24 protein-coding genes are annotated in these 19717 nt (G+C 64.7%); 7 read left to right on the top strand and 17 right to left on the bottom strand.

The genetic code is table 11. The annotated features are described in order from the left end of the window. Nucleotides 1-46: 46 nt before the first annotated feature. Complete coding sequence (locus SG26_RS13200) at nt 47-418, bottom strand: hypothetical protein (RefSeq protein ID WP_050037796.1); 372 nt, start codon at nt 416-418, stop codon at nt 47-49. Between the two features lie 167 nt (nt 419-585). On the opposite strand from SG26_RS13200, the gene SG26_RS13195 reads away from it, so the two are divergent. Then, on the top strand, nt 586-981 hold the full coding sequence (locus SG26_RS13195; RefSeq protein WP_050007744.1) for an OsmC family protein: 396 nt from the start codon (nt 586-588) through the stop codon (nt 979-981). Nucleotides 982-1036: 55 nt separating this feature from the next. On the opposite strand, the gene SG26_RS13190 is transcribed toward SG26_RS13195, so the two are convergent. Further along, complete coding sequence (locus SG26_RS13190) at nt 1037-2320, bottom strand: FIST signal transduction protein (protein WP_050037795.1); 1284 nt, start codon at nt 2318-2320, stop codon at nt 1037-1039. Nucleotides 2321-2495: 175 nt separating this feature from the next. Between SG26_RS13190 and SG26_RS13185 the strand changes: the two genes are divergently transcribed. Further along, entirely contained in the window at nt 2496-2942 is a 447-nt protein-coding gene (locus SG26_RS13185) for a DUF5799 family protein (RefSeq protein WP_050037794.1), read from the top strand. Here SG26_RS13185 and SG26_RS21665 read toward each other — a convergent pair. Then, complete coding sequence (locus tag SG26_RS21665; RefSeq protein ID WP_008309953.1) at nt 2939-3088, bottom strand: hypothetical protein; 150 nt, start codon at nt 3086-3088, stop codon at nt 2939-2941. The genes SG26_RS13185 and SG26_RS21665 overlap by 4 nt on opposite strands. A gap of 119 nt (nt 3089-3207) precedes the next feature. Between SG26_RS21665 and SG26_RS13180 the strand changes: the two genes are divergently transcribed. Together SG26_RS13180 and SG26_RS13175 are read left to right on the top strand one after the other, a co-directional pair. Beyond that, nucleotides 3208-3990: a class I fructose-bisphosphate aldolase gene (locus SG26_RS13180; protein ID WP_004962592.1), complete on the top strand. Its 783-nt coding sequence runs from the start codon at nt 3208-3210 to the stop codon at nt 3988-3990. A gap of 3 nt (nt 3991-3993) precedes the next feature. Then, nucleotides 3994-5121: a hypothetical protein gene (locus tag SG26_RS13175; RefSeq protein WP_050037793.1), complete on the top strand. Its 1128-nt coding sequence runs from the start codon at nt 3994-3996 to the stop codon at nt 5119-5121. A gap of 37 nt (nt 5122-5158) precedes the next feature. Here the strand turns inward: SG26_RS13175 and pfkB are convergent, their stop codons facing one another. The 11 genes from pfkB to SG26_RS13120 all read right to left on the bottom strand — a co-directional run bounded on the left by pfkB (nt 5159) and on the right by SG26_RS13120 (nt 16564). Next, complete coding sequence (gene pfkB, locus SG26_RS13170; RefSeq protein ID WP_050006856.1) at nt 5159-6067, bottom strand: 1-phosphofructokinase; 909 nt, start codon at nt 6065-6067, stop codon at nt 5159-5161. Further along, complete coding sequence (gene glpR, locus SG26_RS13165; protein ID WP_014039978.1) at nt 6064-6825, bottom strand: HTH-type transcriptional regulator GlpR; 762 nt, start codon at nt 6823-6825, stop codon at nt 6064-6066. The genes pfkB and glpR overlap by 4 nt, the downstream gene beginning before the upstream one ends. Before the next feature lie 88 nt (nt 6826-6913). Beyond that, nucleotides 6914-7897, bottom strand: coding sequence for an isocitrate/isopropylmalate dehydrogenase family protein (locus tag SG26_RS13160; protein ID WP_014039977.1), 984 nt, complete (start codon nt 7895-7897; stop codon nt 6914-6916). A gap of 469 nt (nt 7898-8366) precedes the next feature. After that, a complete protein-coding gene (locus SG26_RS13155; protein WP_050037792.1) occupies nt 8367-9107 on the bottom strand; it encodes a DUF6293 family protein in 741 nt (246 codons plus the stop codon). Nucleotides 9108-9272: 165 nt separating this feature from the next. After that, entirely contained in the window at nt 9273-9917 is a 645-nt protein-coding gene (gene leuD, locus SG26_RS13150) for a 3-isopropylmalate dehydratase small subunit (RefSeq protein WP_050037791.1), read from the bottom strand. Beyond that, complete coding sequence (gene leuC / locus SG26_RS13145) at nt 9914-11335, bottom strand: 3-isopropylmalate dehydratase large subunit (RefSeq protein ID WP_014039974.1); 1422 nt, start codon at nt 11333-11335, stop codon at nt 9914-9916. Before leuC ends, leuD begins: the two co-directional genes overlap by 4 nt. Next, a complete protein-coding gene (locus SG26_RS13140; RefSeq protein WP_023843192.1) occupies nt 11332-11598 on the bottom strand; it encodes a hypothetical protein in 267 nt (88 codons plus the stop codon). Before SG26_RS13140 ends, leuC begins: the two co-directional genes overlap by 4 nt. Then, the gene (gene ilvC, locus SG26_RS13135) at nt 11591-12622 is read right to left on the bottom strand and encodes a ketol-acid reductoisomerase (RefSeq protein ID WP_050037790.1); all 1032 of its coding nucleotides are present in this window, start codon (nt 12620-12622) and stop codon (nt 11591-11593) included. Before ilvC ends, SG26_RS13140 begins: the two co-directional genes overlap by 8 nt. Continuing rightward, nucleotides 12615-13202 (bottom strand): acetolactate synthase small subunit, encoded by a 588-nt coding sequence (gene ilvN, locus SG26_RS13130; protein WP_005535182.1) that lies wholly within the window; start codon nt 13200-13202, stop codon nt 12615-12617. The genes ilvC and ilvN overlap by 8 nt, the downstream gene beginning before the upstream one ends. A gap of 14 nt (nt 13203-13216) precedes the next feature. Continuing rightward, nucleotides 13217-14974, bottom strand: a complete 1758-nt coding sequence (gene ilvB / locus SG26_RS13125; RefSeq protein ID WP_050037789.1) for a biosynthetic-type acetolactate synthase large subunit — start codon at nt 14972-14974, stop codon at nt 13217-13219. Nucleotides 14975-15319: 345 nt separating this feature from the next. Then, nucleotides 15320-16564, bottom strand: coding sequence for a LeuA family protein (locus tag SG26_RS13120; protein ID WP_014039970.1), 1245 nt, complete (start codon nt 16562-16564; stop codon nt 15320-15322). A 127-nt stretch (nt 16565-16691) separates the two neighbouring features. Here SG26_RS13120 and SG26_RS13115 point away from each other — a divergent pair, with 127 nt between their 5' ends. Then, a complete protein-coding gene (locus SG26_RS13115) occupies nt 16692-16994 on the top strand; it encodes a DUF5779 family protein (protein ID WP_044951757.1) in 303 nt (100 codons plus the stop codon). Between the two features lie 110 nt (nt 16995-17104). Here the strand turns inward: SG26_RS13115 and SG26_RS13110 are convergent, their stop codons facing one another. Together SG26_RS13110 and SG26_RS13105 are read right to left on the bottom strand one after the other, a co-directional pair. After that, complete coding sequence (locus tag SG26_RS13110) at nt 17105-17383, bottom strand: hypothetical protein (protein WP_014039968.1); 279 nt, start codon at nt 17381-17383, stop codon at nt 17105-17107. A 146-nt stretch (nt 17384-17529) separates the two neighbouring features. Next, nucleotides 17530-18216 (bottom strand): VOC family protein, encoded by a 687-nt coding sequence (locus tag SG26_RS13105; RefSeq protein WP_044952185.1) that lies wholly within the window; start codon nt 18214-18216, stop codon nt 17530-17532. Between the two features lie 121 nt (nt 18217-18337). On the opposite strand from SG26_RS13105, the gene SG26_RS13100 reads away from it, so the two are divergent. After that, the gene (locus SG26_RS13100) at nt 18338-19018 is read left to right on the top strand and encodes a hypothetical protein (protein WP_014039966.1); all 681 of its coding nucleotides are present in this window, start codon (nt 18338-18340) and stop codon (nt 19016-19018) included. A 47-nt stretch (nt 19019-19065) separates the two neighbouring features. Continuing rightward, nucleotides 19066-19476 (top strand): hypothetical protein, encoded by a 411-nt coding sequence (locus tag SG26_RS13095; RefSeq protein WP_050037788.1) that lies wholly within the window; start codon nt 19066-19068, stop codon nt 19474-19476. A 19-nt stretch (nt 19477-19495) separates the two neighbouring features. Here SG26_RS13095 and SG26_RS13090 read toward each other — a convergent pair whose 3' ends face one another. Beyond that, nucleotides 19496-19705: a ribbon-helix-helix domain-containing protein gene (locus SG26_RS13090; RefSeq protein WP_008309988.1), complete on the bottom strand. Its 210-nt coding sequence runs from the start codon at nt 19703-19705 to the stop codon at nt 19496-19498. Nucleotides 19706-19717: the final 12 nt, after the last annotated feature.

Here is a 19717-nt window from a genome sequence, read left to right as displayed (position 1 = left end):
ACAAGGCACGGCTGTGGGAAAAATCCCCAGCCGGGTTGTTTCGGTACTACCGCCAGTTCGACCGGTCCAGCACGAACCCCGAGATGTGCGAGGCCAATTCTCTGGCAGCCTGTTCGGTATCCGCGTGGAGTTCGCCGGACACCGGGCCGGCCTCGCCACCGACGCCCTCCGTCTCCGATATCGGGTCCGTGGTCGTCGGGTACGGTCGGCGGGACCGGACCCGGTCCCGAAGCGCCTGAACGGTGGCGTCCGAGAGCTCATACGACAGGTGTTGGAGATCGTATCGGACGATGAACCCCCGGGTCGCGTCCCGGACAGCGAGGACTGGTTGTCCCCGGTCCCGGCACCGCTCCCAGATCTCGCGCTGGTGTTCCCGCGTGGCGTACACCGGCACGTTCGACGGAGCGAGGTGTTCCATTGCTCATTTGTAGGGACTGGAGGTGTATTATCTTTCGGCAGTGCCCGACTAGCCGGTCTACCCGCGGTAGCCCGGTGCCACGCTGGTGAGTCACTGCGTTTCGCGTCCGCAGGCAGAAATGCCACGCAGGAAATGTTTAGGGGGAGGGCTGTGTCCACAGGAGTGCTATGGCAGATATCGAAGTCGAGAGTACGTGCGAGGAAGGATACACAGTAGAAAGCGTCATCAACGGCGAATGGGAGCTTATCGTCGACGCGCTGAGCGAGAACGGTCCGTCGCCGAACGAGGTTCTGGCCGCCGACTACGCCTCCTGTTACATCCCGGCGCTACGCGTCGCCGCAGACAAGTACGGCCACGAGGACATCGGCAGCGTCGACGTCGAAGTCGCGGCGGGTCTCGACGAGGACGACGACCTGGAGTACATCGACTTCCACGTCGAGGTCGAGGAGTCACTTGCCGACGAAGAGCAGGACATCGTGGAACTCGCTGAGGACATCTGCCACGTCCATTCGGCGCTGCAGGACGAACTCCACGCCGAAATTACCATCGAGTCCGGCGTCTGAGCAGGCAGGAACAGGGGGTGGCGTTTATTTTTCGCTGATAGTAGGCTTGTCGTCGTCACTCCGGGAACAGCAGTATGACTGAGGACGTGTTGTGATAGCCAGTGTAATCTTCGTCGGCCGAGCAGACTTCGCCGTAGGTCTCGAAGCCGGCGAAGGGCGCGTCGATAGCGCTGTGAATCGTGTCGACAGCGTCGTCGAAGTCGTCGCCGAGTATCATCGCACGGCAGGCACAGTCGTAGACGAACCCACCCGCGACGCTTCCGCCGCGGAGTTCATTGACAGCGTTGTTGGCGGCGTTCCGGACCGCATACACCTGGTCGGATTTATTGCTATGTGTCACCACCACTTCCGTTCCTTCGGAGACAGTGACAGCGAAGTCCAGCGGCCCCTCGGTGTCGGTTGTATGGCCCGGCCATCGGATGTTGTATCCCGTCGTCGAGATGAGTTTACTCTCGATGAAGGTCTTGATTCGGGAAGCGAGTCCGTCCGCGTCAGATTCTGGCTCCGACTCGATACCGAGCTCGTAGCGACCGAGCAACATGACAAGGTCTTCCGACCCTGCTTCCAACTCGTCGACATCGATATCGTACGTCTCCATCGCATCCTCCCGAATCGCGTCTCGCCAGGCCTCGAACGCAGGCCTGCCGTCGAGTTCGTACACGGTGCTTCCCTCTGCTCGGGTTACCGTCATCGCCTCGGAGATCGGTTCGTGGCCGTGGTTGACTGTCACCGGGAGCGGGTCCTCTGAGGCAATGAGCGCGAGGACGACGGCGTCCGTCTCCACGCGGTCGTTCCGGAAGACGTGGGTCTGCTGTAACTGGAGGTCGTCGCCCGCAGACCCCCCGACGACAGGCGTCTCCTCGTCGTCGAGGTACTGCTCGGTGAGTCGGGTGACTTTGTTTCCGATTCCGGCCATGCCGTCGTGAAGGTTGATGAGCGTCCGATGCGGGTACCCATCGACAGCAGGGTCCTCGCTCGCGGGGAGGTCGTGAACGGCTTCGAACAGACAGCGCTCGGGATCAGCGCTGAGTTCGGTCGAGAGGCTGGAGAAGAACTGTATCGAGTCCGACGAAACGACGCCGACTGTGACAGTTCCGTTCCCCGAACCGGCTTCAGTGAACTCTCCAGAGGACGAACAGCCCACGATTTCGGTATCTGAACCGACAACACTCCGAGCGCCCCACAGCACCGCCTCGTAATCGTATGTCGGGGAGCAGAAAATCTGACAGAAGTCCGGTTCGCTGGCCGAGATGGCGTCCATGGCTTCCCGTATGGCGTCCATAGCTGCGGCATCGCCAGAGTCCCCCGTCGCCTGCCCTGTCCCAAACTCAGTAGTCATTGAGATGCAAGTATATCGTGAGCTAACTTAACATATTGGAACCGTTTTGAGGACAATAAGACGTGGCAGTGGGTCGGCCGGAGACGTAACAGTCTGCCCAGAAACGGTGCTTTTTACCGTAGAACACCGCACGGAGCGGGAAACGCTCATACCGCCGGCCCGCAAACACCAGTCCATGAGCGATTCAAACTGGACCGACCGCATCGCCGGCGAACGGATGGCGGTCGACCAGCGGTTCAACGAACAGGTCAAAGCGTCGTCGTTCTCCAGCCAGCAGTGGGGGCTCGTGATGACTGCAGTCGAGTTCGAGATCGAGAACCCGGGCGACCCTGACGCCGCTCGAATCGTCGCCGATACCTCGAAGCTCTCTAGCGTCATGCCCGAGATGGAGCGGGTCGCCAACCAGGGGCCGATGGGCGGACCGGGCGGTGACCAGTCCGGGAGCTCGGGCGGCCTCCTCTCGGGAGTCAAGGACGCACTTGGACTGGGTGGGTCCGGCGGCGGCAACAAACAACAGGAGGAAGAAGCGGCACGCCTCGCACAGGCGTACGCTGAGCAGTTGCAGGAGAAACTGGAGTCGAACGGGCGCTGGAAGTCCGTCTGCGAGCAGGCCCAGGGTTAGTACTCGTCGCCGCCGTGGAACAGCGTTAGCTCCTCGGCCTCGTAGATGTTGATGAGTTCCGTCACGATGTCGTCGTACGATTCGTCCTCGACGCGGAGGTCGTCGAGGCGGTCCACTGTCTCGGCGTCCAGTTCCACGGATGGCATACCCGAACCTTTCACTGGAACACACTTAATTCCCGCCCTCGCTCAAAAACGAACGCGAACAGTAGTAACAAATCAGAACCGAAAACTGTTAATGGTCGTTCTCGGTAGAAACACGACACATGCGACCACTGGGTGACTCACCGCTCGTACGGAACGACAAGACGCTCGTGCTGGCCCACGACCACGGGCTGGAACACGGTCCCAAGCAGTTCAGCGGCGTCGAGGAGCGCCTCGACCCGCGTGAGGTGTTCGAGATGGCGACCCACGACGCCGTGACGGCGCTGGCCGTCGGCAAGGGCCTCGCCGAGACGTACTACCCGAGCTACGAGGACGACGTGAACCTGCTGGCGAAGCTCAACGGCGGGTCGGACCTCTGGATGGGCGACCCGTACTCGCCACAGAACTGGTCGGTCGACTACGCCGCCGAGCTCGGTGCCGACGCCATCGGGTACACCGTCTATCCGGGCGTCAACCGCGAGACCGACATGTTCGAGGACTTCCGCCCGGTGCAGGAGAACGCCCGCGACCACGACCTGCCGATTGCGATGTGGTCGTACCCGCGCGGACAGGCCATCAAGGAGCACCGCAGTCCGTCGACCATCGCCTACGCGGCCCGCATCGGCCTCGAACTCGGCGCGGACTTCACGAAGGTCAAGTATCCGCGTGACAAGGAGGCGATGGCCCACGCCGTCCGCTCGGCGGCCGACAACCGCGTCCTGCTCTCCGGTGGCTCGAAGACCTCCGACCGGGACTTCCTCGAACTCGTCGAGGACTGTATGGACGTCGGCGTCGCCGGCCTCGCCGTCGGCCGCAACGTCTGGCAGCGCGACGACCCCTACGACATCCTGGACAAGCTCGAAGGCGTCATCTTCGAGGACGCGACAGCTGACGACGTCCTGTAGGCCATGGACGAGGAGACGCGCCGAGCCGTCGCCGCGGCAGACGAAGCGTTGCCCGATAGCGACGCGCTTCCCGACGCTATCGACGCCGGTCGGGTCGTCTTCGGCTTCGACGGCTACCTCGACCGCGTCCGGGAGGTCGTCGCGGACCGCATCGACCCAGAGAGCCACGAGCGCCTCGCCACGCTGGAGGGCTTTGGCGACCGCATCGACCGCTCCGTCGCCGCCGACAGCTCGCTCTCCTTCGAGTGGCTCCAGCAGGGGAGCCGGACCGGCGGCCACACCAGCCACCTCGCGCGGGCCTTCGGCGGCTGGTCGTTCGACCCCGTGATGGTCGGGATGTACGGCGACCCGGTCCACGACGCCTTCGAGGCGGAGTTCGGCGAGTACGACCTCCACTCAATCGGCGAGCCCGGCGTCACCGACGCCGTCGAGTTCGACGACGGGAAGCTCATGCTCACCGAGATCGGCGACACGATGTCGCTGGACTGGGCCGAACTTGACGCGGCCTTCGGCCACGACCGACTGGCCAAGAAGCTCGACGGCGCGAGCCTGTTAGGGACTGGCTACTGGTCCGAGACGCCGGACTTGCCGACTGTCTTCGACGGCCTCCGTGACCTGTGGGGCGATATCGACGACCCGCCCGAAACAGTGCTTGTCGACCCCGGCGACGTGCGAAAGCTCGACGCCGACCGGCTGCGCGCCGGCCGGGAGGCCATCGGGCGGCTGGACGAGGTGACTGATGTGGTGATCTCCTCGAACCGTGCCGAAACGGGTGTCCTCGCGGACGCCTACGCCGGCGACGCCGAGCGGTCGTTCGCCGACGACGCCGAGGCAGTGTTCGAGGCGCTGGAACCGACCTGGTTCGTCGGCCACGGCGTCGAGCGGTCGGTCGCCGTCTCCGGGGACGGTACCGATAGCGTCGCCGTCCCGGCCGTCCCGGACCCGAAACTGACGACCAGTTCCGGCGACCACTTCAACGCCGGGCTGGGGCTCGCGCTCATCGCCGGCCTCCCGCCGGCGGCCGCCGTCGTCGTCGGCAACGCCGTCGCCGGCTACTTCGTCCGGACCGCGGACCAGCCGTCGCTGGCCGACGTGCGCGCATTCGTCGACGACTACCTCGAGAAGTTCTGAATTGCTGTCCCCGCTTTCTACGAATCTTTTGTGCCCGCTACAGCCGTCGGACCGTCACGCCATCCCGGAGCGAGTCGATATCGCCCAGGTCGGGAACGGCCGTGCCGGCCTGCTGGACCACCTGCGAGGAGACGGCCACGCCGGTCCGGAGCGCCGTCTCGTCGTCCGCGCCGGCTTCCCAGGCGCTCAGGACGCCCGAAAGGAGCGCGTCGCCGGCCCCGACGGTGTCGACGACGTCGATGTCCAGCGCTTCGGCGTACAGGTTGCCCGCGTCGCCGACGAGGACAGCGCCGTCCGCGCCGAGAGAGGCCAGCACGCGGTCGAAGCCCCGCTCCCGGAACTTCTCCGCCGCGTCCGCACACCCCTCGACCGTGGAGACATCGGCCCCGGTTGCATCGCCGAGCTCGTCGCGGTTCGGCTTACAGAGTCCGTACTGGGCGTCGAGTTCCCGGAGGACGTCGCCACCGGTGTCGACGATTGTCTCCCAGTCGCCGCCGGTCGCGATGCGGTCGATAGCGTCGGGGGACAGCCCCGGCGGCAGGCTCCCACCGACGAGCACGCGGTCGGGGGACTGCGCTCGCACCCGTTCGAGCAGCGAGTCGACGACCGACTCGCCGACGGTCGGCCCGGCCTGGTTCAGTTTGTACTCCTCCGCGGCCGCGATAGCGGTGGTGTTGAGACGCGTCGTTCCGTCCACGTCGACGAAGGCCGTCTCGACGCCGTCGCCCTGCAGGGTCTCTCTGATGAACGACCCGGTGAACCCGCCCAGCAGTCCCGTCGCGACGCAGGGGCGGTCCATGGCCGTGAGCAACTGCGCGGCGTTGATGCCCTTCCCGCCCGCGTCGAACTGCGCCTCGTCGGCCCGCATCACACGGTCGGGAGCCATCTGCTCGTCGAACTGAATCGTCTGGTCGACGGCGGGGTTGTAGGTGACGGTGACGATCATGTGCTGACCTCCTCGACGGTCACGTCGGCGTCCGCGAGTGCCGTGGCGAGCGCCCCTGACGGGCTGGCGTCAGTGACCAGCAGGTCGACCTGGTCCAGATCGGCGAAGCTGACGAAGCTCCGGTCGCCGAACTTCGACGCGTCGGCGACCAGCACGACCCGGCGGGCGCGCTCGACCATGATTTCCTTGACGGCCGCCTCGTCTTCATTTGGCGTCGACAGCCCGGCGGCGCTGTCGAGGGCGTTCGTCCCCAGAAACAACAGGTCGAAGTTCATTCGCCCGATGGCTCGCTCGGCCATCGGGCCGACGAGCGCCCGGGTCCGCGGTCGGAGACTTCCACCGGTGAGTTTCGCATCGACGTCTCGCTCGGCCACCTCGGTGGCGAGTTCCGGCATATTCGTCGCCGCGACGTAGTCGGTGTCCGGAATCGCACGAGCGACTTCCATCGTCGTCGAGCCCGCATCGAAACAGACCACATGGCCCTCACGGACTTCCTGTGCGGCTCGCTCGCCGATGGCCTGTTTCTCCGCGTAGTGGTCAACCTCGCGCTGGCCGTACGGTCGTTCGGTCCCGGCGGAGGACGCCGGTACTGCGCCGCCGTGGGACCGCTTGATGCGGCCTTGCGACTCCAGGTCCCGGAGGTCACGGCGGATCGTCGCCTTCGAAAACTCGAGTTCCGCGGCCAGTTCCGACACTGAACAGCCGTCTCGCTCTGTCACCAACTGGACGATAGTGCGCTTTCGCTCGGCCGGGAGCATTCTCTCTGCTGTGATTGTTTCGCTTCGGTTTTACCTCTTTCTATCGGACCGTGCTTGTTTCTGCCCGGATAGAACGCGAGAAAACTGCCTACAGCTCGTCGATTACCGCGGCGGTCACGTCCTCAGTGGATGCGTCGCCGCCCAGATCCGGCGTTCGGGGACCCGAGTCGAGCACGGACTCGACGGCCGACCGGACAGCATCGCCCTGCTCGTCGTATCCGAGGTGGTCGAGCAACATCGCGGCGGAGAGAATCATCGCCGAGGGGTTTGCGATACCCTCGCCGGCGATGTCCGGCGCGGAGCCGTGGACCGGCTCGAACAGCGCGTTCTCCTCGCCGATGTTGGCCGACGGCAGCAGACCGAGGCCGCCGACGAGGCCAGCGGCGAGGTCCGACAGCATGTCGCCGGCGAGGTTCGGACAGATGACGACGCCGTAGTCCTGCGGGTTCATCACGAGGTGCATCGCGAGCGCGTCCATCAGCGCGGTGTCGTAGGACGCGTCCCGGTCCTCGCCGACCGCCGAGGCCGTATCGAGGAACAGGCCGTCCGTGGTGCGCATGACGTTGGCTTTGTGGGCAATCGTCACGTCGTCGTACCCGTTCCCCTTCGCGTAGCTGAAGCCGTACTCGGCGATTTTCTCGGAAGCGTCCTCGGTGATGACCCGGGTGCAGGTGGTGACGCCCTCGGAGATTTCGCTCTCGATGCCCTTGTAGACGCCCTCGGTGTTCTCCCGGATGAACACGATATCGGTGTCGGGCTGGACGGCGTCGAGCCCCGGATACGAGCGGGCCGGGCGGACGTTGGCAAAGGAGCCGACGACCTGCCGGAGGGGCAAGATGACGTCGGCCGCCGTCTCGCCGGCCGCGCCGAACAGCGTCGCGTCGGCGTCGGCCGCCAGATCGCGCGTTTCTTCGGGCAGCGCCTCGCCGGTTTCTGCCTTCACTGCGTCGCCGGCCGCACCTTCGACGAAGTCGAAGTCGACGGCGTCGATGGCCTCAAGCACTTCGACCGCGGCGGGTGTGACCTCCTGTCCGATCCCGTCGCCGGGAATAACGGCTATCTCGTGTGTCATAGCAGGAGGCACGTAGTCGGCCGGTGAAAGTGGTTCGGTTCGCCGTCTCACACGTAGCGCTCGGGCGGTGGCAGCGTCCGTCGAGCGGGAGTTTCCGGAGCGGATCCGAAGCGGTTGACTCCGGGGTCCGCCATACTCGTGGAACGCGTCAGCGGTGGACCGTCTCGACCCGGCGAGCCGGACGATGGCTCGGGGCCGAGACAGGGATGGCAGCGCGGTGGCACGGCTCCCCAGCGAGCGCATCGAACTGCTGGAGGGCCGAAGCGACGGGAACAGCGCGTCGCCAGGGACCGTGCGCACCCGAGTATTGTGGTGGTTAATATGTATTTACTACCACAACACTATGGAAACTACTGATACCGTAGATACTACAGATACAAAGTATACTATCGATACTATCGGTCCAGCAGGGACCACTACTGTCGAAACAACGATACCAAGCGCCGGTCACGGCAGAGGGTGGCTTAGCTCAGAGTTTGTGTCGGAAGGCGTGGAGGACGTTCTCGCCAGTCTCGGTCAGTTCCACCTGTTTCGTCCGGCCGACATCGTTGACTTCGATGTAGCCGTCCTCGACCAGTGGGTCGACGATGTTGGCGTTCAGCAACGCGAATTTCGCCTTCTCGTTTGCCGGGTCCGCGTCGTCGATGAACGAAAGCCCGGCGTCCTCGGCGAACCCGATGAGGTCTGATTTCTTGGCGGTGTAGGTGTTCGTGTTCGTCCGCTTGAGATAGTCCAGTACTGCGACCTGATCGCGGGAGATGGCTTCGATGGGGTACGACGGGAGGACCTCCGCGCGCTCCATGCCACGAGTGAGTGGCTCCGCTGAAATCGGCGGGACGTGTTCCTCGGGATGGACGTAGTAGGCCGTCGCCGCCGTCGCCATACACGCGATAGCGCTTCCGATAGCCGCCACTTTCGGCCCGCTGGAGACGTTGACGCGCACGATATCTTCCGGATGGTCGGCGGTCAGCGTCGTCACGACCGCCAGCACGTCGTAGAGGTCGTGTAGATCCGCGCAGTGCAGGTCGACACTGACGCCGTTGGCGTCCAGTTCTTCGACGAGTGCCTGCTGGTACGGCGTCAGCCGTGACGGCTCCGTCGTCGCTGTGAGGAGGTACACGTCGTCAGCGTTGTGCTGGTGAATCGGTTCGGCGATCCGGTCGCGTTCGTGCCCCAGCGGCGCGATGTGTATCTCCCGAATCTGGTCCATGCAGGAAGAACGCGCCCCGCACAGCTATTGGTCTTGCCATCTCCGGGACAGACCTCTCCTGTGGCACGACCGTCGGATTACCGACCTGGCCGTGAACGGAAAATGATCGCGCTGCGCTCACGGCACTGCCGTTCGCGCATACCGAGGTCGCGGGGCGACCTCGCGTTAATCGTCCGCTTCGATATCTGACCGCGTCTGGTCGAGGTACGGCAACTGCGAGGCCGTCTCCTCGATAGCGTTCCGGTTGGCCTTCATCAGCGCCGTCGTGTCCCAGTTGCCCTCGACGAGGGCTTCGCGCTGGGCGCGGTCGACGCTGACGTTGATCTCGTTGTCGCCGTAGGTGACTGTCTCCGCCCGCACGTCGACTTCGATCTTGCCGTCGGGGTTGTCATCAACCCATTGCTGGAGCGCGTTGATCGTCTCGTGGTCGGCAGTGACCGTCGGGATGCCAAGCGCCAGACAGTTCCCGGCGAAAATCTCGGCGAAGCCCTCACCGATGATCGCGTCGATGCCCCAGCGCATCAGGGCCTGGGGCGCGTGTTCGCGCGAGGAGCCACAGCCGAAGTTGTTGTTGACGACCATCACGTTCGAGTCCTGGAACCGCTCCTCGTTGAACGGGTGGTCCTTCTCGTTGTCCTCGTCGTCGAACCGCAGGTCGAAGAAGGCGAACTCGCCCAGCCCGTCGAAGGTGACGACCTTCATGAACCGCGCCGGGATGATCTGGTCCGTGTCGATGTCGTTCCCGCGAATCGGGATGCCAGACCCCTCGACGTAGTCGACCGACGGGATGTCTTCAGTGGGGTCGCTCATGCCAGAGCCACCTCCTCTAGGTCGCGCACGTCAGACACTTCGCCGGTGATGGCCGCAGCGGCCACCATCCGTGGGTTCATCAGGACGGTCCGGCCGTCCTTGCTGCCCTGTCGGCCGACGAAGTTCCGGTTGGAGGAGGAGGCACAGGCCTCGTCGCCCTCCAGTTGGTCCTCGTTCATGCCCAGACACATCGAACAGCCGGCGTTTCGCCACTCGAAGCCGGCTTCCTCGAAGATGTCCTTCAGGCCTTCTTCCTCGGCGGCGCGCTGGACGCGCTGGCTGCCGGGGACGACGAACGCTCGCACGTCGTCGGCGACCTCGCGGCCCTTGACGATGCGGGCCGCCCGTCGCAGGTCAGGCAGCCGAGCGTTGGTACAGGAGCCAAGGAAGGCAACGTCGATGTCGTAGCCCTCCATCGTCTCGCCGGGCTCGACGCGCATGTGTTCCTGAGCGCGACGGGCGGTGTCGACCTTGTCGTCGGCCAGCGACTCGGGTTCCGGGATCGGATCGTCGATACCGATGCCCTGACCGGGCGTGGTTCCCCATGTGACGACGGGGTCCAGTTCGCTCGCGTCGATCTCGACGACGTCGTCGTATTCGGCGTCGTCGTCCGAGCGGATAGACTCCCAGTACGGCTTGAGTTCCTCGAACTTCTCGGGGTGCTCCTGGAAGTAGTCCGTGCCTTCGAGCCACTCGTAGGTGGTCTCGTCGGGGTTGACGTAGCCCGCGCGAGCGCCGCCCTCGATGGACATGTTACAGATGGACATCCGGCCTTCCATGTCGAGGTTCTCGATGGTCTCGCCGGCGTACTCGTAGACGTAGCCGACGCCGCCCTCGGTCCCGAGCCGACGGATGATCTCGAGGATGATGTCCTTGGCCTCGACGCCCTCGTCGAGTTCGCCGGTGACCTCGATCTTGCGGACCTTCTGTTTCTCCATCGCGATGGTCTGGGTCGCCAGCACGTCCCGAATCTGGCTGGTCCCGATACCGAACGCGAGCGCGCCGAAGGCCCCGTGGGTGGAGGTGTGGCTGTCGCCACAGACGATGGTCTTGCCGGGCTGGGTGATACCCTGCTCCGGGCCGATGACGTGGACGATACCCTGGTCGCCCGTCGTTGGGTCAGAGAACTGGATACCGGCGTCCCGGACGTTCTCTTCGAGTTCGGCCATCATCGTCTCGGCCGCGTCGTCGCTGTAGGGCCGGTCCTGATTGGCGGTCGGCACGATGTGGTCGACCGTCGCGTGAGTCAGGTCCGGGCGCGCGACCTCAAGCCCGCGCTCTTTGAGCATCCCGAAGGCCTGCGGGCTGGTGACCTCGTGGATGAGGTGCAGGCCGACGAACAGCTGGTCCTGGCCGTTCGGCAGGGTCGTGACCTTGTGCTGGTCCCATACCTTGTCGTACAGCGTTCCCTGGCTCATACTGTCTCGTCCCGTCCTTCCGTTCCGCGCTCGTACGCCCGGGTGACACCCTCGTCGGGTGCTTCGTGGTCGATGTCTTCCATCGTCTCGTCAGTCTCCTCCTCCGCGTCGCGTTCGCCGCCGTCGGCGGCCACGACCGGGCCGCGGCGAAACACCGCGCCGAAGGTCCCGTTCGTCTCGGGGTGGGTGTGCTCGATGCTGCCCATCGTCGTACGCGATTCGCTCTGTTCGCCGTCCATCGTATCCGTGTGTTCCTTAGTCATCTGCTGGGGCTTCTGTCTTCTCTGCGTCGGCGTCCTCTCCCCACGCGAACAGGTCGCGCAGGTTCTCGCCGACGGCTTCGATCTGGTGGTTCTGTTCTGCGTCGCGGTACTGCTTGTAGGCGGGCCGGTTGGCCTGGTTCTCGTTGATCCACTCGCGAGCGAACTCGCCGTTCTGGATCTCTTCGAGGATTTTCTCCATCCCTTCGCGGTCGATGACCTCTTCACCGCGGGTGAGACCGCCGTACTCGGCGGTATCGGAGACGGAGTTCCACATGCCCATGTGGCCGCCCTCGTACATGAGGTCGACAATGAGCTTCAGCTCGTTCAGACACTCGAAGTAGGCCATCTCCGGCGCGTAGCCGGCGTCGACCAGCGTCTCGAAGCCGGCCTTGACCATCTCGGTGACGCCGCCACAGAGGACAGCCTGCTCGCCGAAGAGGTCCGTCTCGACCTCTTCCTGGAAGGAGGTCTCGATGACGCCAGCGCGGGTACAGCCGATGCCCTTCGCGTAGGCCAGCGACTCTTGCTTGGCGTTGCCGGTCGCGTCCTGATAGACCGCGATGAGACCGGGCGTCCCCTCGCCGCGCTCGTAGGTCCGGCGCACGAGGTGGCCGGGCGACTTCGGCGCGACCATCGTCACGTCGACATCCTCCGGCGGTTCGATCTGGCCGTAGTGGATGTTGAAGCCGTGTGCGAACTGGAGCGTGTCTCCGGCGTCCAGTTCGTCCTCGATGGCCTCGTAGACGGCCGGCTGAATCGTGTCCGGGACGAGCATCACGACGCGGTCCGCCTCGCCGGCGGCCACGTCGGGCGTCTCGACGCGGAGACCCGCGTCCTCGGCGTCCGCCCAAGACGACGAGTCCTCGCGGAGGCCGACAATTACGTCGACGCCGGACTCGTGGAGGTTCAGCGCGTGGGCATGGCCCTGTGAGCCGTAGCCCAGCACGGCTACGGTCTCATTGTCGATAGTCGATACGTCAGCGTCCTCGTCGTAGTAGACTGTTGTGGTAAGTTCGTCAGACATCTTTCTCTAGTGTTTTCGGGCCGCGTTCCAGTGCGGCGGCCCCGGTTCGCACGATCTCCTGCACATCGAACTGCTTGAACGCCTCGATGGCGGCGTCGATCTTCTGCTTGCTGCCCGTGATCTCGACGGTGACCGAGTCGGTCGACGCGTCGACGGCCTGGCCGTCGTACATGTCGGCAACGGCGTTGACGTCGTCTGGCTTCTCGCCGCTGACTTTCACCAGTGCGAGCTCCCGACGGACGGCCTCGCCTTCGAGTTCCCTGACCGAGACGACGGGCACGAGCTTCCGCAGTTGCTTTTTCGCCTGGTCGATTCCCGGTTCCGGTTCCTCGATGAGAATCGTCATCCGGGCTGTGTCGTCGTCGACCGTTGGCCCGACGGTCAGGCTTTCGATGTTGAACTGCCGTCGGCTGAACAGCGCTGACACTTCCGACAGCACGCCCGGTCGGTGCTTGACCAGCGCGGACAGCACCGCCTGGCGCGGTTCGTGGGTCACTTCGGCCTCGGGATCGACGCGGATTCCCTGCGTGTTGCGTCGGCCCTTCGGGCGCATCCGTTCGTCCGGCGCGGGGCCTGGCATTCCTCCAGTCATTGTTAGATCATGTCCAGCTGGTCTTCGTTGAGCGCGAACAGGCCGTTGTCACCGCCGCTGGGGACCATCGGGAAGACGTTCTCCCCGGGGTCGATGTGGGCGTCGATGACGCTCGGGCCGTCGTAGTCGCGTGCTTCCTGTATCGTTTCCTCGACGTTCTCGTAGGATTCGAGCGTGAACCCGCGCGCGCCGAAGGCCTCGGCGAGCTTGTCGAACTGCGGGATCCACGGGTACTCCGAGGCCATCCGGCGGCCCTCGTAGAAGCCGTCCTGCCACTGGCGGACCATCCCGACCGCCTCGTTGTTCAGGACGACGTAGGTGATATCGAGTTGCTCCCGAACGGCGACCGATAGGCCCTGAACGGTCATCAGGAACGAGCCGTCGCCGTCGAAGCAGACGACCTCCTGGTCCGGCGCGGCGAGTTTGGCACCGATGGCGGCTGGCACGCCGTACCCCATCGTCCCGAGACCGTGGGACGACACCCACGTCCGGGGCTCGGTGTACTCCCAGAACTGGGAGGCCCACATCTGGTGCTGGCCGACGCCGGTACAGACAATAGTGTCGTCCGGCGTCATCTCCGAGAACTGCTCGACGACGTACTGTGGCTTCAGCGGCTCGTCGTCGGGCGTGTCGTAGTCCATCGGGTACTCCTCTTTCCAGGTCTGGCACTGGTCGCGCCACTTGTCGGCGTCCGGCGCACGCGGCATCGCGTCGAACAGCTGCCGGAGCACGTTCCGGGCGTCTCCGATGAGTGGGTAGTCAGCGTAGACGTTCTTGCTGATTTCGGCCGGGTCGATGTCGACGTGGATGACCTCCGCGTCGGGGGCGAAGGAGTCGACGCCGCCGGTCAGGCGGTCGTCGAAGCGCGTCCCGATGGCCAGCATGCAGTCGGTGTTGCTAATCGCCATGTTGGCGTAGCCGGTGCCGTGCATCCCGGCCCACTCAAGCGAGAGTTCGTGGTCCTCGGGGAAGCTCCCGATGCCGGGCATCGTCGTGATAACCGGGATCTCGTACTCCTTGGCGAACTCCCGGAGCGCGCTCGACGCGTTCGCCTTGATGACGCCGCCGCCCGAGAGGATGACCGGACGGTCGGCCTCGGCCAGCGCCTCGACGGCCTCCTGGACGTCCTCGTCGTCGGCTTCCTCGGGCACCTCGTAGGTCTCCGGCGTCTCCGGCCTGCCGGGTTCGACCTCGGTTTCGCCCTGGGTCACGTCCTTCGGGAGGTCGACCAGCGTCGGCCCCTGCCGGCCGGCGTCGGCGAGCGCGAACGCTTCGCTGACGTCGTCGCCGACGGTGTCGGAGTCGGCGGCGAAGTAGCTCTCCTTCGTGATCGGCTGGGTGATGCCGACCGTGTCCGTCTCCTGGAAGGCGTCGTTGCCGACGAACTCCGTCGGGACCTGGCCGGTTAGTGCGATGACGGGGTCCGAGTCCATGTTGGCGTCGGCGATGCCGGTCACGAGGTTCGTCGCACCGGGGCCGGAGGTGGCGAAACAGACGCCGGGGTCGCCGGTGACGATTCCGTACGCGTCCGCCGCGTGTGAGGCCCCCTGTTCGTGGGCCATCGTGACGTGGTTGATGTCGGAGTCGTACAGCGCGTCGTAGACGGGCATGATCGCGCCGCCCTGGACGCCGAAGACGTAGTCTGTCCCGGCGTTTTCAAGCGCACGGATGACCGATTGCGCGCCCGTCGTGACCGGCTCCTGTTCTGTTTCTGACTCCGTTTCTTCCGCTTCCTTGGGGACGGATGCACGTTCGCTCATCGTGTCATCCCTCCGTCTGTTCGTGTTCGGGGTCGATACCGCGGTGATGTGTATGCTGCGTGCATGACTGGTGACTCTGTGGTGTTCAGGCGAATCGATTCGGCCGGGGGTGAAAATGTGAAATGAGGGGCTATAGTGCCCCTACAATACGCACGCCGAGAATAGCGGTCGCGGTGCTGGCGGGTGGTCGAACCTGACGCCCAGCAGCCGCGGTCATCACATCCAAATGCAGTTCGTCCCGAATAATAAACGTTCTGTGATAGCTGTTGGCGGACAGCCGCTCGGAACCGGATACTCACCGGTAGCTGCTCACTCGTAGTGACGGCCGGAAGCGAGGTCATCGGCCTACGCCCGGACCTCCTCGCTTTCCTCGGTCACGCCGATCTCCTCGGCGAACCGTTCGAGCACCGACATGGTGACCTGTTCCTCCGCGCCGTACTCCTTGACGCGGCGGGTCACTTCTCTGACCTCCGCCTCGGTCGGGTCGTAGCCCGCGTCGACGAGCCGTTCCCGGACCGAGTGGGCCCCGGTGTGCTTGCCGAGCACGAGTTCGCGCGTGGCCCCGACCATCTCGGGGGTCATGACGCCCGGCTCGAACGTGTCGGAGTTCTCGATGACACCGGCGGCGTGGATACCGCTCTCGTGGGAGAAGGCGTTGCGCCCGACGACGGGCTTGTTCGCCGGCACCCCGATGTCAGACTTCTCCTCGACGATCCGCGACAGCTCTGTGATGCGGGTGGTGTCGATTCCGGTGTCGACATCGTACAGCGACTCCAGCGCCATCACGACCTCTTCGTAGGCCGCGTTGCCGGCACGTTCGCCGATCCCGTTGACCGACACCTGCGCCTGGCTGGCTCCGGCCTCAAAGCCGGAGATGGCGTTGGCCGACGCCAGTCCGAAGTCGTCGTGCGTGTGCACGTCGATGTAGGCATCGGTGCAGTCGTCGACGATTTCGATGAGGTCGTAGAACCGCCGCGGCGTGGCGACCCCACACGTGTCCGGAATGTTGATCCAGTCCGCCCCCGCCGCGGACGTGGCCTCGATGACTTCGACGAGGAAGTCCTCGTCAGTCCGAGTCGCGTCCATCGGCGAGAACATGCATTCGACGCCCGCATCTTTGATCATCTCGACACAGTCGACGGCAGTGTCGAGTGCCTCCTGACGGGTCGCGTGCATGGAATCTTGCAACTGTACGTCCGACGTCGAGACGAAGGTGTGGACCATGTCCACACCGGAATCCAGAGCCGCCTCGATGTCTTTCTCGACCACACGCGCCAGTCCGCAGGTCGTCACTCGCGTGGACTCGGCGATGTCGCGTACTGCCTCGAACTCCGCGTCGGAGTTGACGGGGAACCCGGCTTCGATGACGTGGGTGCCCATCTCGTCGAGCAGCGCAGCTATCTCGCGTTTGTCCTCGTAGTTGAACGACGTGCGTGGTGACTGCTCACCATCGCGCAGCGTGGTGTCGAAAATCCGTGCGTCTGTTATCTCAGACGTGGAATCCAGTGTGCCCTGGAAGAACTCGATCCGCCGGAGATTCCGACGTGCCCTCGTTGTTGGACATAAGCACCCGTAACTGGATGCTTCCACTATTTATACTTGTCCATAGGGCGGTGATATGTGCACACGACACACGGTCACGACCGCCGCCGGTGCGACTGCCGCGCGTCAGACGGTTTGGGGAGGATTTTTGCTCCGTCCGCGCATGGATGTGGCTATGAGCGATTTCGAGGGGCTGGACCTGCAGGCCGTGGAGGACCAGATGGACGAGGACCGTGACGGGGCCGGCAGCAACCGCGTCGTGCTGGGCGTCCTCGACGGGTCGGAACCGCCCGAGCAGTGGATCAACACCATCGAAAACGGGTCGGTCCTGGTTCTCAACGTCGAAGGCGACCTGAACGAACTCGCCGCCGGGTTCGCCCGGCCGGTCCGGGAGGCCGGCGGCGAACTGATGCACTTCCGCGGCTTTCTGGTTGTGACGCCGCCGGGCGTCAGTATCGACTCCGAGCGGCTGGATTGAGCCGCAGAACGCGCTGTGGCCTCTGGACAGCCCTATTCTGGGCGATACGGTTCTATGGGAAATAGCGGGAGGAACGGTTTTCCTGACGCCGCAATATCTGGCCAGGCCGCTCACGGAGGGAGAAATCGCTGCAGCAGTCCATGCCACACGCGGATACCCCGGTCCCACGCTTGCCAGTAGGTGTCGAAGAACCGGGGCGAACCCCTGTCAGTGTGGCTCGGTCGGGTCGTGATCTGGGCGTGGCAGTCCGGACAGCGGTAGTGCGTGCCGCCGTGGTGCTCGACCACCATCCAGTCGCCGTCGTACCTGCTCCGGTGCCCACAGTCCGGACAGAACAGCGTCGCCTTCGCAGGGGCTTCCTGTTCGGCCCGGGAGTCAGTCGGGGACATCCTCGGGTGAAACGTGGCCGCCGACACGAAAAGAACCTGCCTATGAGGTGTCTATACAGCTACTAATACGGGGGTAGTCATTATATTCGCTTCCGGCGGATTCACCCCCGGTACCACTGGCCCGCTACGCCGACACCGGCGGTTGTCTACGCCGACACCAGCGTCAGGTAGTGGCCGTCCCGGTCCCTGATTCGGACGCCGTCCTCGACCGAGGTGACCGAAAGCGCGTCGTCAGCGACTTCCCTGGCCGTCGATTTCGGGTCTTCGGCGACGACACCGAAGTCGACGTGAACGCCGCCGCGGGCGTCAGCGATGCCGAGCCGCGGTGACCACAGTTCCAGGTCGAGGTCGCCGGTCGAGAGCCGAACGCGGCCTTCGTCGCGGCCGTCGTCGACCATGTCGAACCCCAGCGAGGTGTAGAACGCCACGGCCGAGGACAGGTCCTCGACTTCGAGGACGAGTTCGAACAGGCCGGTGACGCCATCGCCGTCGACCGCCCGCTCGCCGAGTTCCACGCAGTTGCCCTGTGGGTCGTAGAAGTACAGCGAGCGCGCGTCCCCGAAGGTGTGTTCGACCAGGTCGAAGCGCTCGTCCAGCCGGCCGTACCAGTCGTCGTACTCCCGCTCGGGAATGGTCAGTGCGTAGTGGGTGTGGAGCCCGCCGCGCGGAACCGTCCCCGGCGCGCGGAGCCTGAGTTCGGTGTCGCCGGCCGCGAGCACGGCCTCGTCTGGGCTCTCTGAGAGTACGTCGAGTTCCAGAAAGGCCTCGTAGAACGCCGTTGCACGGTCCGGATACTTCACCTCCAGTGTGAGCCAGGCGGGCGAGGAGAGCATATCGGCACTTCGGTCGCCACCGACAAAGCCGCTGTGGACGACGTTTCGGAGGCGAAACAACCCCAGCACGCGAGTTTCCCGTTCTCGACCATTTATTCACGTCAGGCCCGTACTGAGGCGTATGCCAACCAACACGCAGGACGAAACGGCGGCGTGGCTGGAGACGAACCGCTGGGAGCGCGGCGTGAGCTACATTCCGTATCCCGACGAAATGATGGTCCGGGCGAGTCACGTCCTCAAGACGGATGCCGGCGTGTTCGTCGTCGACCCGATAGACGTCGACGGTATCGACGACCTGTTCGCCGAGTTCGGCGACGTGGCCGGCGTCGTCATCCTGTTAGACCGGCACAAACGCGACAGCGCCGCCGTTGCGAACCGACACGACGTGTCGGTGTACATCCCCGAGTGGATGTCGGGTGTCGAGGAAGACATCGACGCGCCGGTCGAACGCATGCACCGACAACTGCCGGGCACGGACTACGGCGTCCACAAGATTATCAAGAACACGTTCTGGCAAGAGGCCGCGCTGTATGGCGACGAGGACGATACGCTGGTCGTCCCCGAGGCAGTCGGGGCGGCGGACTACTTCCTCGCCGGTGACGAGCGACTCGGTGTCCACCCAATGTTGCGCCTGTTCCCCCCGAAGAAACTCTCCCGGCTGGACCCCGAGCGGGTCCTGGTCGGTCACGGAGAGGGTGTGATGGAAGGTGCCGCCGAGGACATCGCGTACGCGCTCCGCGGGTCGCGAGGCCGGACGCCGGGCCTGTACGCGAAGAACCTCAAGTCGCTCGTGCTCGGCTAAACCGACGGAAGCGACGCTGTTTTACCCGGCCCGTGCGAAGGTGTGGCGTGGTCTACGTCACACGCGGACTCGTCGAGACGCTGTTACGGCTCGCCAGCGAGGCCGAACCTGACGACGTGACGATTTCGCTGGCCGTCACGCCGGCCGGAGAACTCCCGGATGCTGACTTACCGGACGAGACACCGGTGTTCACTGACTTCTATCTCCCCTCAGCCGGGGTCTCGGTGAAGGCGGTGTTCGGCGTCGACCTTGGAACGCCGGCCGGCCAGACACAGGGCCGATTCGTTTCCCACCCCGACGGGTACATGGGCGTCAGCAAGACCGACGACCTGCACGAGGTGATCTTCGTCGGCATCCCGCCGTGGGATATCGACGCCTTCGGAGCCTTCGACAGATCCGGGCAGGAACAGGAGGTCACGGTTCTCGACGTCGAGCCTCCGGAAAAGTATCCGCAGTAGCGTTCCGTCTCCGGAGCGGTTACTCCAAGTAGCCCAGGTCCCGCAACTGGTCGGTGATATCCTGGAACTGCGCTTCGGTCAGTTCGCCTTCCCGCTGGTGCTGGACGACGATACTCCGGAGCAGGAACCGAACGAGATCAGAGGTGCTGGAGAAACTCGTCCCCTCGATGGTCTCTTCGACGCGCTCCGCGAGGTCCTTCGGAATCGATACTGTGGTGTAATCGGACATATCGGCACGGAA

Source organism: Haloarcula sp. CBA1115 (assembly GCF_000827835.1).
In the GTDB taxonomy this organism is placed as follows: Archaea; Halobacteriota; Halobacteria; order Halobacteriales; family Haloarculaceae; genus Haloarcula; species Haloarcula hispanica.
This window is presented reverse-complemented; position numbering and strand designations above follow the sequence as displayed.